Origin of the sequence: Geodermatophilus maliterrae (genome assembly GCF_041018925.1) — a bacterium.
GTDB classification, from domain to species: domain Bacteria; phylum Actinomycetota; class Actinomycetes; order Mycobacteriales; family Geodermatophilaceae; genus Geodermatophilus; species Geodermatophilus maliterrae.
This window is the reverse complement of sequence record NZ_JBFNXQ010000013.1, coordinates 22,820-38,320: the sequence shown is the minus strand read 5'-3', so window position 1 is coordinate 38,320 and position 15,501 is coordinate 22,820. Positions and strand designations below refer to the sequence as shown.

The window sequence follows — 15,501 nt, the reverse complement described above, 5'->3', positions numbered from 1 at the left end:
GTCCCCGTACGGGGTCAGCTCCTCGTCCCCGCAGTACGGGCAACAGAACACCGGCAGCTGCCGTGCTCTTCCGCCTCCGCCGCCGGGCTCCTCCGTCACAGCAGCCCGCTCACAGCAACCAGGCCTCCTCGGCCCGCTCGACGTAGGCGGCGAACCGCTCGCCGGGCTCGCGCCGCTCGAGGTAGCCGCGCAGCAGCCGCTCGCAGTAGTCGGCGGTCTCGGCCTTGGTCACCTTGTGGCCGCGGATCTTGCGGCCGAAGGTGGCCTCGGTGCCGAGGTGCCCGCCGAGGTGGACCTGGAAGCCCTCCACCATCTCACCCGAGTCGTCGCGCACCATCGAGCCCTTGAGGCCGATGTCGGCGGTCTGGAACCGGGCACAGCTGTTCGGGCAGCCGTTGACGTTGATGCCGATCGGCTCGTCGAAGTCGGGCAGCCGCTTCTCCAGCTCGGCGTAGAGGTCCTGGGCGTGCTGCTTGGTCTCGACGATCGCCAGCTTGCAGAACTCCAGGCCGGTGCACGCCATGGTGCCGCGGCGGAACGCGCTCGGGCGGACCAGCAGGTCGTGCTCGGCGAGCGCGGCCACGAGGTCCTCGACCCGCTCGTCGGGCACGTCGAGGACGACCATCTTCTGCTGCGTCGTCGTCCGGATGCGGCCGGCGCCGTGCTCGTCGGCGAGGTCGGCGATCCGGGTCAGCACCGTGCCCGTGATGCGGCCGGTGCGCAGCGCGAAGCCGACGGCGTTGGTGCCGTCCTTCTGCTTGGCGACGCCGACGTGGTCACGCTGGTCGTGCTTCGCGGGCGCGGGAGCCGGCCCGTCGGGGAGTGCCTCGTGCAGGTACTCGTCCTGCAGGACCTGCCGGAAGCGCTCGGGACCCCAGTCGGCCATGAGGAACTTCATCCGGGCGTGGTTGCGCTGCCGGCGGTAGCCGTAGTCGCGGAAGATGGAGGTGGCCGCGGCCCAGACGTCGGTCACCTGGTCGGGGCGGACGAACACGCCGATCCGCTGGCCGAACTTCGGGTTGGTCGACAGCCCGCCGCCGACCCAGAGGTCGTAGCCGGCCTCGCCGGCCTCGTTCACCACGCCCACGAACGAGATGTCGTCCAGTTCCGGCTCGGTGCAATGGTCCACGCACCCGGACATGGACGTCTTCCACTTGCGCGGCAGGTTGCTGAACGCGGGGTCGTTCAGGTACGTGGCGACCGTCTGCGCCATGACGTCGGTGGCGTCGAGCACCTCGTCGGCGAGGACGCCGGCCAGCGGGCAGTTGAGCATCCCGCGGGGGGTGTCGCCACAGGCCTCCGTCGTCGTGAGCCCGACGGCCTCCAGCCGCCGCCAGATCTCGGGCACGTCCTCGATCCGGATCCAGTGGTACTGGATGTTCTGCCGGTCGGTGACGTCGGCGACGTCGCGGCCGAAGTCGGTGCTGATGCCGCCGATGGTGCGCAGCTGGGCGCTCGACAGGGCTCCGCCGTCGGTGCGGACCCGCATCATGAAGTAGGAGTCCTCGAGCTCCTCGGGCTCGAGGACGGCGGTCTTCCCGCCGGGGATGCCCTGGGCCCGCTGGGTGTAGAGGCCCATCCAGCGCATCCGCCCACGCAGGTCGGAGGGGTCGATCCCGTCGAACCCGGTGTGCGCGTAGACGTCGAGGATCCGCTGACGGACCGTGAGGCCGTCGGCGTCCTTCTTCATCCGCTCGTTGGGGTTGAGCGGCTCCCGGTAGCCGAGCGCCCACTGGCCCTGGCCCCGCTGGGGGCGGTTGCTGGGACGGGGAGGAGCGGACACGGTGCACTTCTTCCTGCGCCGTCCACGCCGGGATCGCACCCGGGCCGGAGGGCGCTGCCAGATCGGGGGCGCAGCGGGTGCTGCGGGGGACCGGAGGTCAGCGCGCGGGGCGACAGACCGCGCTGCTGACCAGCGCCAAGTCGATGTGACGGCGCGCGACGAGCAGCAGGCCGCGGGAGGTCACGCCGTCCATGGTCGCACACGGACGCCCGCGCGGTGTGACGTCAGTCGACCGGCACCGTGCCGCCGTCCATGGCCGCGCGGATGCGGGCCACCGACTCCGCCAGCGGGGTGACCGACGTGTCGACGACGACCTCGGCCCGGGAGGGCGGCTCGTAGGGGTCGTCGACGCCGGTGAAGCCGGTCAGCTCGCCGGACCGGGCGCGGGCGTAGAGGCCCTTGACGTCGCGGGCCTCGCAGACCTCCAGCGGCGTGGCCAGGTGCACCAGGACGAACCGGCCGTGCCGCTCGACCAGCTCCCGCGCCTCCTCGCGCGCCCGGTCGTACGGCGCGATCGCGGCGACGACGGCGGTGCCGCCGTGCTTGACCACCTCGCCGGCCACGAAGCCGATCCGCCGGATGTTGAGGTCGCGGTGCTCGCGGGAGAAGGACAGCTCGCTGGACAGGTGCGTGCGGACGACGTCGCCGTCCAGGACGGTCACCGGCCGGCCCTCGGCCTCCAGCTCGGCCACGAGCGCGTCGGCCACGGTGGACTTGCCCGCGCCCGACAGGCCGGTGAGGAAGACGGTGACGCCACCGTGCTGCGCGCTGCTCACGCCCCGAGTCTCGCCCAGGCCGGCACGGCGACGGGCACCCGGCCCTCCTGGGAGCCTGCCGCCGTGACCAACCGCTGGGAAGGAGCGCCGCGACCGGCGCGGGTCGCCGCGACCGCAGCGGTCGCCGTCCTCGCGTACGGCACCGCGGTGCACGTCGCCCAGCTGGTCCTCGGCGGCGGCGACCCGTACCCGGCGCTGCCGGGCTGGCTCCGGGCCTACTTCGTCTCGCTGACCCTGCTCGACCCGCTGGCCGCCGTGCTGCTGGCGCTGCGCCGGCGCAGCGGTGTCGTCCTGGCGGTGGCGGTGCTCGTCTCCGATGCCGCCGCCAACGCGTGGGCCAACTACGCGGTGGACCCGGCGGTCGGAGTGACGGCGGGGCGTGTCGGCCAGGCCGTGGTCACGCTGCTCGCCGTCGCGCTGGTCGCGGCGACCCCTGTCCTCTGGCGCGCGACGTCGCCTCCCGCCGTCGGTGGGCGGCGGCTCAGTCGCGGGCGCGGTCGTCGCTGAAGGAGCGCCAGGCACTCTCGACGGCGGCCAGCTCGGCCACCGGCGCCGGCAGCTCCCCGGCGACGACGTCGGCGAGCGTGACCTCCTCGAGCACCCGGCGGTAGGCCGCCCTCGCGGCGACCCACACGCTGGCCAGCTCCTGCGCGGTCCCGGGGTAGCTGACGTCCTCGGGGCGCTGGCCGTGCACCTCGGCGAGGAACCCCTGCTCGACCCGCATGACCCGGGCGATGGAGATCTCCGACGGCGGCAGCGCCAGCCGGTAGCCGCCCTCGCGGCCCCGCTGGCTGGTGACCAGCCGGGCGTGCTGCAGGTCGCCGAGGATCCCCTGCAGGAAGCGCGACGGGATGCCCTGGGCGGTGGCGATCTTGTCGCAGGTGAGCGCGCCCGGCGCCGCGGCCGCCAGCTCCAGGGCCGCGCGGACGGCGTAGTCGACCCGGGCCGTGATGCGCACGGTGCTCCTTCCTGCCGAGTCCTGCAGGGGCCCTTCCTGCCGAGTCCTGCAGGGGCCCTGCCTGCCGAGTCCTGCAGGGGCCCTTCCTGCCGAGTCCTGCAGGGGCCCATCCTGCCTGGTCTGCGAGGGTGACGGGGTGCACCGGCTGCGCTTCACCACCATCGTGGCGGCGCCGTTGACCGTCGCGTTCGACGTCGCCCGCGCCCTCGGCCGCCCGTGGCCGGTGCCGCTGGAGGAGGTCGAGTCGGTCCGGCCGGTGCGCGACGTCTACACCCTCGGCCGGGGCCGGCGGACGCTGACCCACACCCGGCGGTTCACCGCGACCGCCGAGGGGACCCGTGTCGACGAGCAGGTCGACTGGGACACCGGCCTGGCCGGACCGCTGGGGGCGCTGGCCGACCGGGTGGTGCTGCGCCGGCGGCGGGTGCGGCGCGCGATGCGCCGTCACCTCGACGGCTACGCCGCGGCGGCCGCCCAGCAGGCGCTCGACGTCGTCCAGGTGGTGGGGGCGGCCATCGTCCGCGGGGACCACGTGCTCGTGGCCCAGCGCGGCTCCGGCCCGCTCGCCGGTCTCTGGGAGTTCCCCGGCGGCAAGGTCGAGCCGGGGGAGGAGCACCTGGCCGCGCTGGTGCGCGAGTGCGCCGAGGAGCTCGGGATCACCGTCTCGCCGCAGGTCCTCCTCGGCGAGGTGGTCCTCGACGGCGTCGTCGGCGGGGGAGTGCCGGGGGCCTCGACGCTGCGGGTGTGGTCGGCGCGTCTCGCCGAGGGTGAGCCGGTGGCGCACGAGCACCGCGACCTGCGCTGGGTGGGTGCGGCCGACCTCGACGCGATGGACTGGATCGCCGCTGACCGCCCGCTGCTGCCCGCCGTCCGCGAGCTGCTCGGCCGCCCGTGACCCCGGCCGGACACGCCGCGGGCGCCGCCCCGGGATGGAGGCGGCGCCCGCGGCGCAGTGCGGCCCCTCCGGGGACCCACCCCGAGCTCGCGAGGGGTGGGGAGGAGGGGGTCCTCCTACTTCTTGAAGACGTCCTTGACCTTCTCGCCGGCCTGCTTGAGGTTGCCGGCGGCCTTGTCGTTGGCGCCCTCGGCCTGCAGGTCGCGGTCGCCGGTGGCCTCGCCCACGCGCTCCTTGCCCTCGCCGGACAGCTCCTGCGCCTTGTTCTTCATCTTGTCGATGCCGCTCATGGATGAGCTCCTTCCGTCGGCTGAGGAGGGGGTTACCCACCGGACGGCGCCGGACACCCGATCGCGCGGACGGCGGAAGTCCTGCGGCACGGACGGGGGCAGGACCGGAACACGTGTGGTCACCGGAGCGGTGCGGCGTCGACCTTGCGGTGTGCCCCGCCGGATCGTGAGCCCCGGTCACAAATCGGTGACGGCCGTGGACGCTCCTCGGCACGGCTGCCTAGGGTCGCCACGGCGTTCCAGGGCCGTTCCTGGTGTTCACCTGGCGGATGCCGTCGCCCGGCCACGAGCCCGGGTGGGGCACCGGCCAGTCCGTTCCCCCCGCGCACGCGGGATGAGGGAGGCATCGCACGTGAAGTTGAGCAAGCGCCGGTCGGCGCTCGTCGCGGCCGGCCTGTCCGGCGCGCTGCTGCTGTCCGCCTGCGGCGGCAGCGACGACGGTGGGTCCGGCGGCGGCGGCGGTGGCGGTGGCGGTGGCGGCACCTTCAGCATCGCGCTGTACAGCGACCCCGAGAACCCCCTCGTGCCCGGCAACACCACCGAGAGCGAGGGCGCCCAGGTCGTCCGGTCGCTGTGGACCGGCCTGGTGCAGTACGCGACGGACGGCTCGGTGGAGTACACCGGCGTCGCCGAGTCGATCGAGTCCGAGGACAACACCACTTGGACCGTCACGCTGAACGACGGGTGGACCTTCCACGACGGCACTCCGGTGACCGCGCAGTCCTTCGTGGACGCGTGGAACTACACGGCCTACAGCCCCAACGCCCAGGGCGGGTCCTACTTCTTCTCCAACATCGCCGGGTACGACGAACTGCAGGCGCCCACCGACGACGCCGGGAACATCACCGGCGACCCGGCTGCCACCGAGATGAGCGGCCTGCAGGTCGTCGACGACAGCACCTTCACGGTCACGCTGGCCAGCCCGTTCGCGCAGTTCCCGGTGACCGTCGGCTACAGCGCCTTCTACCCGCTGCCCGAGTCGTTCTACGACGACCCCGACGCCTTCGGCGCCCAGCCGGTCGGCAACGGTCCCCTGCAGGCCACCGAGGAGTTCGTGCCGGGTCAGGGCTTCACCGTCACGCGCTACGACGACTACGGCGGCGAGCAGCCCGCCCAGGCCGAGACCGTGGAGTTCCGCGTCTACACGGACATCAACACCGCCTTCACCGACGTGCAGGCCGGCAACCTCGACGTCTCTCCCGACCTGCCGCCGGACGCCATCTCCTCGGCGGAGTCGGAGTTCGGCGACCGCTACCTGGAGGCGCCGTCGTCGGGCTTCACCTACATGGGCTTCCCGACCTACGAGCCGCGCTTCGCCGACCCGCGCGTGCGTCAGGCGCTGTCGATGGCCATCGACCGCCAGGCCATCGCCGACGCCATCTTCGCGGGGAGTCGCGAGGCGGCCGACGCGTTCATCGCGCCGGTGGTCGACGGCTACCGCGAGGGTGTCTGCCAGTACTGCGAGCTGGACGTCGACCGGGCCAACCAGCTGCTGGACGAGGCGGGCTTCGACCGGAGCCAGCCGATCGAGCTCTGGTTCAACGCCGGTGCGGGCCACGACGCCTGGGTGGAGGCCGTGGGCAACCAGCTGCGCGAGAACGTCGGCGTCGAGTACTCCCTGCGGGGTGACCTCGACTTCGCCCAGTACCTCCCGCTGCTCGACGAGCAGGGGATGACCGGTCCGTTCCGGCTCGCGTGGAGCATGGACTACCCGAGTCCGCAGAACTACCTGGAGCCGCTGTACTCGGCTGCGGCGCTGCCCCCGGCGGGCTCGAACACGACCTTCTACACCAACCCGGAGTTCGACGCGCTCATCCAGCAGGGCAACTCGGCGGCCAGCAACGAGGAGGCCATCGAGTACTACAACCAGGCCGAGGACATCCTGCTGGAGGACATGCCGATCGCCCCGATGTTCTTCGACCTCGAGCAGGCGGTGCACTCCGAGGCCGTCAGCGACGTGGTGATCGACGTCTTCGGTGACATCGACGTCGCGGCGGTCACCGTCAACTGACCACGTACCGCCGGCCGACCGCCGGGGATGCCGTCAGTTCCGGACGGTGTCCCCGGCGGTCCGCCGTGTGTGGCCCCAGAATGGACGACGCGACGAGACGCCCCGCCCGCGTCCGCGTGTCCTGACCGAGGAGCGACATGGGCCGCTACATCGCGCGCCGCCTCTTGCTCACCGTCCCCGTCCTCATCGGGGCGTCCTTCCTCATCTTCGCCCTGGTCTACGCCCTCCCGGGCGACCCCATCCGCGCACTCGGCGGCGACCGGCCACTGACCCCGGCCGTGGTCGCCCAGCTGCGTGACGAGTTCAACCTCGACGACCCGCTGGTCGTCCAGTACGCCAAGTACGTCGGCGACCTGCTCCAGGGTGACCTCGGTACCGATTTCCGCGGCCGCGCGGTGAGCGACACCATCCTCCAGCGGCTACCGGTCACGGTGCGGCTCACGGTCGTCGCCATCGCCATCGAGACCGTCATCGGGATCATCGCCGGCGTGCTCGCCGGGGTCCGGCGCAACGGGTTCCTGGACAACCTCGTGCTCGTCTCCAGCACGCTCGTCGTGTCCGTGCCGATCCTGGTCCTCGCCTTCATCGCCCAGTTCGTCCTCGGGCTCCAGTTCGGCTGGTTCCCGATCGCCGGCATCAACAAGGGGTGGTACAGCTACCTGTTGCCGGGGCTCGTGCTCGCCTCCGGCTCGCTGGCCTACGTCGCCCGGCTGACCCGCACCAGCATCGCGGAGAACCTGCGCGCCGACTACGTGCGGACCGCTCGCGCCAAGGGCCTGCCCAACCGGACGGTCATCGTGCGGCACACGCTGCGCAACAGCCTCATCCCGGTGATCACCTTCATCGGCGCGGACATCGGCACCCTCATGGGCGGGGCGATCGTGACCGAGACGGTGTTCAACCTCCCCGGCATCGGACGGGCGGTGTTCGACAGCGTCCAGACCCAGGAGGGCGCGGTCGTCGTCGGCATCGTCACGCTGATGGTCTTCTTCTTCGTCTTCTTCAACCTGGTCGTGGACGTGCTCTACGCCGTCCTCGACCCGAGGATCCGCTATGACTGAGCAGCAGCAGGCCGACCTGCGGCACGACGTCGTCGAGGCCGGGACCACCACCGGGCTGGCCAGCCCCTCGGTCGACGTCACCAGCGACCGGCAGAACAGCCTCTGGAGCGACGCCTGGGGCGACCTGCGGCGCAACCCGCTGTTCTGGATCGGCGCCGTGTTCGGGCTGGTGTTCCTGCTGATGGCCCTGGTGCCGCAGCTGTTCGCCCGCGGGGCGGACCCGCGCGCCTGCGACCTGAGCAGCAGCAACCAGAAGCCGTCGGCCGAGCACTGGTTCGGGTTCGACCAGCAGGGCTGCGACTACCTGGCCAACGTGGTCTACGGCGCCCGCAACTCGCTCATCATCGGGCTGCTCGCAGTCGCCGTGGTCCTCGTGCTCGGTGTCGTCGTCGGCGCGGTCGCCGGCTTCGACGGCCGGTGGGTGGACGGCCTGCTCAGCCGCGTCACCGACATCTTCTACGCGCTGCCGCTGATCCTGGGTGCGCTGGTGGTCCTGCGCAGCGGGGTCCTGGGGCGCGGGGTCGTGGCGGTGGCCGTCGCACTGGCGGTCTTCGGCTGGATGACCGCGATGCGGTTGGTGCGCTCCCAGGTGATCGCGGTCAAGAGCTCCGACTACGTCGCGGCGGCGCGCGCGATGGGGGCCTCGAACGGCCGCATCCTGGTCCGGCACATCCTCCCGAACGCCGTGGCGCCGGTGCTGGTGTACACGACGATCACCATCGGTGTGCTGATCGCCGCCGAGGCGACGCTGACCTTCCTCGGCGTCGGACTGCAGCGGCCGGCCATCTCGTGGGGTCTGCAGATCGAGGCGGGTCAGTCGCTGCTGCGGACCGCCCCCCACCTGGTGCTCTTCCCGAGCATCGTCCTGACCCTGACCGTGATGGCCTTCATCATGATGGGCGACGCCCTGCGCGACGCCCTCGACCCGAGGCAGCGCGCATGACCCACCTGGACCTGTCCGGGCCCACCGCCGACCTCGTGCCGGCCGGGACCCCGCTGCTCGACGTCGACGACCTGCACGTGGAGTTCCGCACCCGCTCGGGCACGGTGCACGCCGTCAACGGCGTGAGCTACAGCCTGGCGGCGGGGGAGACCCTGGCCATCCTCGGCGAGTCCGGCTCCGGCAAGTCGGTGTCGGCCCAGGCGATCATGGGGATCCTCGAGACCCCGCCCGCGGTCATCACCGGCGGTGGCATCTGGTTCCAGGGCAGCAACGTGCTGGAGATGTCGGCCGAGGACCAGCGCAAGATCCGCGGCCCGGGCATCTCGATGATCTTCCAGGACGCGCTCTCGTCGCTGAACCCCGTCTACAGCGTGGGCTTCCAGATCGGCGAGATGTTCCGCGTGCACCGGGGGATGAGCAAGAAGGAGGCCCGCAGGCACGCCGTCGACCTGATGGACCGCGTGCGCATCCCGGCCGCCGCCCGCCGGGTCGACGACTACCCGCACCAGTTCTCCGGCGGCATGCGCCAGCGCGTCATGATCGCCATGGCCATCGCGCTGGACCCGCGGATCCTGATCGCCGACGAGCCGACCACCGCCCTCGACGTCACGGTGCAGGCGCAGGTGATGGACCTGCTCAAGGACCTGCAGCAGGAGACGGGGATGGGGCTGATCCTCATCACCCACGACCTCGGCGTGGTCAACGAGGTCGCCGACAACGTCGCGGTCATGTACGCCGGCGAGATCGTCGAGCGGGGCACCGTCGACGACGTCTTCACCCGCCCGGCCCACCCCTACACCGACGGCCTGATGAGCTCGGTGCCGCAGGTGGAGGCCAAGGGCGGGCGTCTCCGGCCGATCGCCGGCCAGCCGCCGAACCTGGCGCGGATCCCGAGCGGCTGCCCGTTCCACCCGCGCTGCTCCCGCCGCCGTCTGGGCGCGGAGGCGGCGCCGGGTCGCGAGTGCGCCACCGACGCCCCGCCGCTGCGGCTGGTCGTCCCGGGGCGCGAGGCGGCCTGCCACTACAGCGAGGAGGTGCTCGGTGTCCGAGCCCCGTGAACACGGCGCCACCGCGGCGTCGTCCCTGCCGGAGTCCGCGCCCGCCGCCCCGGCGACGCCGGCGCAGTCCCTGACCAAGCTCACGTCCGGGGCGGCGGCGACCGGTGCCCGCGGGACGATGGGCGAGGCGCTGCTGGAGGTCCGCGGGCTGCAGAAGCACTTCCCGCTGACCCAGGGCGTCGTCTTCAAGCGGACCGTCGGGCACGTGCGCGCCGTCGACGGCGTCGACCTCACCCTGCGCCGGGGCGAGACCGTCGGCCTGGTCGGCGAGTCCGGCTGCGGCAAGTCGACGGTGTCGAAGCTGCTCGTCGCGCTGGAGAAGCCGACCGCGGGCTCCATCCTCTACAAGGGCCGCGACATCGCCGGCATGGGCGGCCGCGCGCTCAAGGAGTACCGGCGCGAGGTCCAGATCATCTTCCAGGACCCCTACGCGTCGCTGAACCCGCGGATGACCGTCGGCGACATCGTCGCCGAGGGCTGGTCGGTGCACGCCGACGTCGCCCCGAGGAAGGGCCGGCTCAAGCGCACCCAGGAGCTGCTCGACCGCGTCGGCCTCAACCCCGACTACGTCAACCGCTACCCGCACCAGTTCTCCGGCGGCCAGCGGCAGCGCATCGGCATCGCCCGCGCGCTCGCCCTGCAGCCGGAGGTCATCGTCTGCGACGAACCGGTCTCGGCCCTCGACGTGTCGGTGCAGGCGCAGGTGGTCAACCTGCTCGAGGATCTGCAGGACGAGCTCGGCCTGTCCTACCTGTTCATCGCCCACGACCTGTCGGTGGTGCGGCACATCTCCGACCGGGTGGCGGTCATGTACCTCGGCAGCATCGTCGAGGAGGGCACCGGCGAGCAGGTCTACACCTCGCCGTCGCACCCCTACACGCAGGCGCTGCTGTCGTCGGTGCCGCTGCACGAGCCGGCCCTGCGCGGGCAGAAGGACCGCATCCTGCTGCAGGGCGACGTCCCGAGCCCCGCCGACCCGCCCTCGGGCTGCCGGTTCCGCACCCGCTGCTGGAAGGCGCAGGACGTCTGTGCCCGGGAGGCGCCGGCGCTGGTCGACCGCGGCCAGGGCCACCCCGCGGCCTGCCACTTCGCCGAGGCCCGCGCGGTGGTCCCCGTCGACGCCGAGTAGTCCCGGCGACGATCAGGTGACCTGATCGTCGCGCGTCCTCCCCGACGGTGCACGGTCCGGGAGGACGCGCTGCGGTGAGGGAGGACGCGCCACACCTCGGTCACGCCGCGGGCTGCCTCGGTGCCCGTCCCGGCGCTCGGAGAGGATGGCCCGGTGACCGCTGACCGCCGGCTCCTGCTCGTCCACGCGCACCCCGACGACGAGACCATCAACAACGGCGCGACGATGGCGCGCTACGTCGCCGAGGGAGCACAGGTCACGCTGCTGACCTGCACGCTGGGCGAGGAGGGTGAGGTCCTCGTCCCCGAGCTGGAGCTGCTCGGTCCCGAGCACGCCGACCAGCTCGGGGGCTACCGGATCGCCGAGCTGCGGGCGGCGATGGACGCGCTCGGCGTGACCGACTGGCGCTTCCTCGGCGGCGCCGGCCGCTACCGCGACTCCGGGATGATCGGGACGCCGGCCAACGAGGAGCCGCGCGCCTTCTGGAACGCCGACCTCGACGAGGCGGTCGGGCACGCGGTCGCCGTCGTCCGGGAGGTCCGGCCGCAGGTCGTGGTCACCTACGACGAGAACGGCGGCTACGGGCACCCCGACCACATCCAGGCCCACCGGGTCGCCATGGCCGCCGTCGAGGCCGCCGCCGACCCCGCCTACCGTCCCGAGCTCGGCGAGGTGTGGGACGTCGCGAAGGTCTACTGGTGCTGCGTGCCGCGCTCGGTGCTGCGCGCCGGGGTCGAGGCCATGGCGGCGCTCGGAGAGGGCTCGCCGTTCGAGCAGCTCGGCGAGATCGACGACATCCCGTTCGCCGTCCCCGACGAGCTGGTCACCGCCGCCGTCGACGGCCGGGCGCACGCCGGCCGCAAGGACGCCGCCATGCGGGCGCACGCCACCCAGATCACCGTCGACGGGCCCTTCTTCGCCCTGTCGAACAACCTCGGCCAGGAGGTGCTCGGCGTCGAGTACTACCGGCTGGTGCGCGGCGAGCGCGGTCCTGCCGGAGGGGCACCCGACGGCTGGGAGGACGACCTGTTCGCCGGTCTCCCCGGATGACCCGCCGGGTCGTGGAGTTCGTGTCCGCGGCCGTGCTGGCCGTGGCCGTCGCCGGGTGGCTGGCGCTGGTCGAGGTCTTCTGGCTGCCGCTGCGGGTGGCCGGCGTCCTCGTCCCGCTGTCGGTCGTCCTCGCCGTCGTCGGCAACCTGCTGCTGGTGGCCGGTGCGCACCGGCTCACCGGCTCCCGCGCGGTCGCGGCGCTGCCGGCGCTGACCTGGCTGGGGATCGCCGTGGCCGCCACGGTGCGCCGTCCCGAGGGTGACCTCGTCGCCGCCGGTGGCGGCGGGCTGGGTGCGGTGACGCTCGCCTTCCTCGGCCTCGGCGGGGTGGCCGCCGCCTTCGCCGTCGGCCGCGTACTGGGCGCGCCCGCCGTTCCCGGGCTGACCCCCGGCCGCCCGCCGGCTGCCGCGGCACCTCCCGGCGCGCCGGGTACCGCGCCGGCCAGGCGGCTCCGGCGTCAGGACGGCGCCCACCGGTAGTGGTAGCGGTGGTGCTCCACGAAGCCCGCCCGGCGGTACAGCGCCCGCGCCGGCGCGTTGGACGAGGTGACCTGCAGGTACACCCAGCCGGCACCGCGCGCCGCGCCCCACCGGGTCACGGCCGCCATCACCGCCGTCGCCAGGCCGCGGCGGCGGTGCTCCTCCGCGACGGCCACCGCGGTCACCCCGAGCCAGTCGCCGGTGACCACACCCCGGGCGACGGCGACCGGTGGCGCCGGGGGCGGGTCGGCGCGCACCGACGCGAAGACCACCTCCGGCGCGTTGGTCAGCACCGCGCGGGCCGTGGCCGGCTCGGCGCGGCGGAGGTACCCGGACGTCGACAGCCAGCCGTCGTCCGGGGTGCCGGCGAGCTCGACCGGCACGCCGCCGTCGGGCCCGGCCACCAGCGGTGCGGTGAGGACCAGCACGTCCTCGTCGCGGTCCCACCCGGCGGCGGCGAACGCCGCGTCGGCGCGGCGGGCCTGCACGCCGGGCAGCTGCGCCCCGGGCCGCAGGCCGCGCGCCCGGTACCAGGCAGCGACCGCCTCGACCGCCTCCGGCAGCGGGCAGCCCGGGTCGCCGGCGACGAGCGCGGTGTTGGCCCGGCCGGTGAACCCGCCGCCGGCGCGCATCAGCCACCCGCCCAGCGGCTCCTCCTCGGGTGCCCGCCAGCCGCGGGCGGCCAGCCGTTCGAGATCGGCGACGCCCAGCGGTGATCTGCTCTGTCCCACGCCCGCCGATCCTGCGGGGTGCCGCGGCGCCCCTCCACCGGGGCAGGCCCGTCCACCCGTCGCGTTTCACCGGGGCCTGCGGGGCCATACTGAGGTCAGACACGCGCGAGACCGGCCGGTCGCCGGATCGCTGCCCGCACGTCCCCCGGGAGGACCCACCGTGACCTACGTGATCACCCAGGCCTGCGTCGACGTCCTCGACAAGGCGTGCATCGACGAGTGCCCGGTGGACTGCATCTACGAGGGCGAGCGGATGCTCTACATCCACCCCGACGAGTGCGTCGACTGCGGTGCGTGCGAGCCGGTGTGCCCGGTGGAGGCCATCTACTACGAGGACGACGTCCCGGACAAGTGGAAGGACTTCTACGACGCCAACGTGGAGTTCTTCTCCGACCTGGGCAGCCCCGGCGGCGCGGCCAAGACCGGCAAGATCGCCAAGGACCACCCGCTCGTCGCCGCCCTGCCGCCGCAGGGCGAGGGTCACTGACGACCACGGCCCCGGGGACGGCGGCCGGGCGGCTGCCGGACTTCCCCTGGGACAGCCTGGAGGCCGCCCGCGCCCGCGCGGCGCGGCACCCCGGCGGCGTGGTCGACCTCTCCATCGGGACGCCGGTCGACCCCACCCCCGACGTGCTGCGCACCGCGCTGGCCGCGGCGGGCGACTCCCCGGGCTACCCGACCGCGCTCGGCAACCGTGACCTGCGCACCGCGGCGGCCGGCTGGCTGCGGCGGCGCCTGGGCGTGACGGTGGCCGACCCGCTCGGGGCCGACCCGTCGGTGGTCCCCACCGTGGGGTCCAAGGAGCTCGTGGCGCTGCTGCCCACGCTGCTCGGCCTGCGCGAGGGCACCGTCGTCATCCCCGAGGTCGCCTACCCGACCTACGAGGTGGGCGCGGTGCTGGCCGGCCTGGCGGTGCGGCGCACCGACACCCCGCCCGTCGACGCGGCCGGGATCGTGCTCGTGTGGCTGAACTCGCCGGGCAACCCGCACGGCCGGGTGCTCTCCGACGAGCGGCTGCGCGCCTGGGCGGCCTGGGGCCGGGCGCACGGCGTCCCGGTGGTCGCCGACGAGTGCTACGCGACGCTGGGCTGGGACGTCGAGCCGCGCTCGCTGCTGCACCCCGCCGTCGCCGGCCCCGACCACACCGGCCTGCTGGCGGTGCACTCGCTGTCCAAGCAGTCGACGGCCGCCGGCTACCGCGCCGGCCTGCTCTCCGGCGACCCGGCGCTGGTGCGGCGGGTGTGGGAGGTGCGCCGGCACCTGGGCCTGCTGGTGCCCGGCCCGGTGCAGGCGGCGATGGCCGCGGCGCTGGCCGACGACGCGCACGTCGACGCGCAGCGCGAGCGCTACCGGTCCCGCCGCGACCGGCTGGCCGCCGCGGTGCGGTCCACCGGCGCCCGCATCGACCACTCCGAGGCCGGGCTGTACCTGTGGGTCACCCGTGACGAGGACTGCTGGTCGACCATCGACTGGCTGGCCGGTCTCGGCGTCGTCGCCGCCCCCGGCTCGTTCTACGGACCGGCCGGTTCCCGGCACGTGCGCATGGCGCTGACCGCCACCGACGAGCGCATCGACGCCGCGGCCGAGCGCCTCACCGCCTGACCGGCGGCCGCCGCTCAGGCGCAGTTGCGCTGGAAGTCGTCGGAGCGCAGGGCAGCGGTCAGGGACCGGGCGAAGTCGCTCCAGCGTCCGTAGGCGAGCGGGAACGCCGAGCGCTGCACGGCGTCGGCCACGAGGGTGAGCTCGCCGGTCTCCCAGTCGGGCACGCGCACCAGCCGGTCGTAGAACTGGCCGGCCGCGTAGACCGGGTCCTGCACCTGCTCCGGCGTGCCCCATCCCTGCGACGGCCGCTGCTGGAACAGGCCGAGCGAGTCGCGGTCGCCGTGATCGAGGTTGCGCAGCGTCGACTCCTGCATCGCGGTGGCGAGGGCGATGACGGTCGCCCGCTCGGGCAGGCCGCGGTCCCGGGCGACCTGTGCGATCGTCCGGGCGTTCTCCACCTGCTCGGCCGAGAGGGTCACCGAGCTGGCGGGCACCGTGCACACCTCCGTGCGCGTGGGCGCGGCGCCGTCCGCGCGCCAGACCAGGACGGCGAGCAGGACGGCGCACACGAGGAAGAAGGGGCCCCACGAGCGCAGCGCCAGAGCACGGCTGCGGCGTCCGCGCGCGGCCGGACGGCTGCCGGTGGGCCGCCTGGCCGGGGGCCGCCTCGCCGGGGTGCGGCTGGGTGACGGTCGCCGGGCCGGCGCACGCCGGGCCGCCGGACGGGGGCCGGTCCGTGCGCTGGTCATCGTCCCCGAGGGTAGGTGCGCCTCCTGGCAGCACCCTGGACGTCGG

Annotated in this window: 17 protein-coding genes; 11 read left to right on the top strand and 6 right to left on the bottom strand. The window is 73.7% G+C overall.

Annotated features, from left to right (window positions below; translation table 11 throughout):
• Nucleotides 1-109: 109 nt before the first annotated feature.
• Both ABQ292_RS06570 and cysC read right to left on the bottom strand, forming a co-directional pair.
• Nucleotides 110-1,783, bottom strand: a complete 1,674-nt coding sequence (locus tag ABQ292_RS06570) for a nitrite/sulfite reductase (RefSeq protein WP_369204474.1) — start codon at nt 1,781-1,783, stop codon at nt 110-112.
• Nucleotides 1,784-2,007: 224 nt separating this feature from the next.
• Entirely contained in the window at nt 2,008-2,559 is a 552-nt protein-coding gene (gene cysC / locus ABQ292_RS06565; protein WP_369204472.1) for an adenylyl-sulfate kinase, read from the bottom strand.
• Nucleotides 2,560-2,622: 63 nt separating this feature from the next.
• Between cysC and ABQ292_RS06560 the strand changes: the two genes are divergently transcribed.
• The gene (locus ABQ292_RS06560; RefSeq protein WP_369204470.1) at nt 2,623-3,066 is read left to right on the top strand and encodes a hypothetical protein; all 444 of its coding nucleotides are present in this window, start codon (nt 2,623-2,625) and stop codon (nt 3,064-3,066) included.
• On the opposite strand, the gene ABQ292_RS06555 is transcribed toward ABQ292_RS06560, so the two are convergent.
• Nucleotides 3,041-3,517 carry an RrF2 family transcriptional regulator gene (locus ABQ292_RS06555; protein ID WP_369204468.1) on the bottom strand — a complete coding sequence of 159 codons (477 nt, stop codon included), beginning with the start codon at nt 3,515-3,517 and terminating at the stop codon, nt 3,041-3,043. The two genes, ABQ292_RS06560 and ABQ292_RS06555, sit on opposite strands and share 26 nt — an antisense overlap.
• A gap of 136 nt (nt 3,518-3,653) precedes the next feature.
• Between ABQ292_RS06555 and ABQ292_RS06550 the strand changes: the two genes are divergently transcribed.
• Nucleotides 3,654-4,412, top strand: a complete 759-nt coding sequence (locus ABQ292_RS06550) for a (deoxy)nucleoside triphosphate pyrophosphohydrolase (RefSeq protein ID WP_369204466.1) — start codon at nt 3,654-3,656, stop codon at nt 4,410-4,412.
• Nucleotides 4,413-4,528: 116 nt separating this feature from the next.
• Here ABQ292_RS06550 and ABQ292_RS06545 read toward each other — a convergent pair whose 3' ends face one another.
• Nucleotides 4,529-4,702 carry a CsbD family protein gene (locus ABQ292_RS06545; RefSeq protein ID WP_369204464.1) on the bottom strand — a complete coding sequence of 58 codons (174 nt, stop codon included), beginning with the start codon at nt 4,700-4,702 and terminating at the stop codon, nt 4,529-4,531.
• 352 nt (nt 4,703-5,054) lie between these two features.
• On the opposite strand from ABQ292_RS06545, the gene ABQ292_RS06540 reads away from it, so the two are divergent.
• From ABQ292_RS06540 to ABQ292_RS06510, 7 genes are all read left to right on the top strand, one after another.
• Nucleotides 5,055-6,713 (top strand): peptide ABC transporter substrate-binding protein, encoded by a 1,659-nt coding sequence (locus ABQ292_RS06540; RefSeq protein WP_369204462.1) that lies wholly within the window; start codon nt 5,055-5,057, stop codon nt 6,711-6,713.
• Nucleotides 6,714-6,850: 137 nt separating this feature from the next.
• A complete protein-coding gene (locus ABQ292_RS06535; RefSeq protein ID WP_369204460.1) occupies nt 6,851-7,774 on the top strand; it encodes an ABC transporter permease in 924 nt (307 codons plus the stop codon).
• The gene (locus tag ABQ292_RS06530) at nt 7,767-8,717 is read left to right on the top strand and encodes an ABC transporter permease (RefSeq protein ID WP_369204458.1); all 951 of its coding nucleotides are present in this window, start codon (nt 7,767-7,769) and stop codon (nt 8,715-8,717) included. Before ABQ292_RS06535 ends, ABQ292_RS06530 begins: the two co-directional genes overlap by 8 nt.
• Nucleotides 8,714-9,775 (top strand): ABC transporter ATP-binding protein, encoded by a 1,062-nt coding sequence (locus ABQ292_RS06525; protein ID WP_369204456.1) that lies wholly within the window; start codon nt 8,714-8,716, stop codon nt 9,773-9,775. The genes ABQ292_RS06530 and ABQ292_RS06525 overlap by 4 nt, the downstream gene beginning before the upstream one ends.
• Entirely contained in the window at nt 9,759-10,904 is a 1,146-nt protein-coding gene (locus ABQ292_RS06520; RefSeq protein WP_369204454.1) for an ABC transporter ATP-binding protein, read from the top strand. The genes ABQ292_RS06525 and ABQ292_RS06520 overlap by 17 nt, the downstream gene beginning before the upstream one ends.
• 153 nt (nt 10,905-11,057) lie before the next feature.
• The gene (gene mshB / locus ABQ292_RS06515; RefSeq protein ID WP_369204452.1) at nt 11,058-11,954 is read left to right on the top strand and encodes an N-acetyl-1-D-myo-inositol-2-amino-2-deoxy-alpha-D-glucopyranoside deacetylase; all 897 of its coding nucleotides are present in this window, start codon (nt 11,058-11,060) and stop codon (nt 11,952-11,954) included.
• Nucleotides 11,951-12,433, top strand: a complete 483-nt coding sequence (locus ABQ292_RS06510; RefSeq protein WP_369204450.1) for a hypothetical protein — start codon at nt 11,951-11,953, stop codon at nt 12,431-12,433. Before mshB ends, ABQ292_RS06510 begins: the two co-directional genes overlap by 4 nt.
• On the opposite strand, the gene ABQ292_RS06505 is transcribed toward ABQ292_RS06510, so the two are convergent.
• Complete coding sequence (locus tag ABQ292_RS06505) at nt 12,412-13,164, bottom strand: GNAT family N-acetyltransferase (protein ID WP_369204448.1); 753 nt, start codon at nt 13,162-13,164, stop codon at nt 12,412-12,414. The two genes, ABQ292_RS06510 and ABQ292_RS06505, sit on opposite strands and share 22 nt — an antisense overlap.
• A 160-nt stretch (nt 13,165-13,324) precedes the next feature.
• Between ABQ292_RS06505 and fdxA the strand changes: the two genes are divergently transcribed.
• Both fdxA and dapC read left to right on the top strand, forming a co-directional pair.
• Nucleotides 13,325-13,651, top strand: coding sequence for a ferredoxin (gene fdxA / locus ABQ292_RS06500; RefSeq protein WP_369204446.1), 327 nt, complete (start codon nt 13,325-13,327; stop codon nt 13,649-13,651).
• The gene (gene dapC, locus ABQ292_RS06495; RefSeq protein ID WP_369204554.1) at nt 13,648-14,766 is read left to right on the top strand and encodes a succinyldiaminopimelate transaminase; all 1,119 of its coding nucleotides are present in this window, start codon (nt 13,648-13,650) and stop codon (nt 14,764-14,766) included. The genes fdxA and dapC overlap by 4 nt, the downstream gene beginning before the upstream one ends.
• Before the next feature lie 14 nt (nt 14,767-14,780).
• On the opposite strand, the gene ABQ292_RS06490 is transcribed toward dapC, so the two are convergent.
• Nucleotides 14,781-15,455: a hypothetical protein gene (locus ABQ292_RS06490; protein ID WP_369204444.1), complete on the bottom strand. Its 675-nt coding sequence runs from the start codon at nt 15,453-15,455 to the stop codon at nt 14,781-14,783.
• Nucleotides 15,456-15,501: the final 46 nt, after the last annotated feature.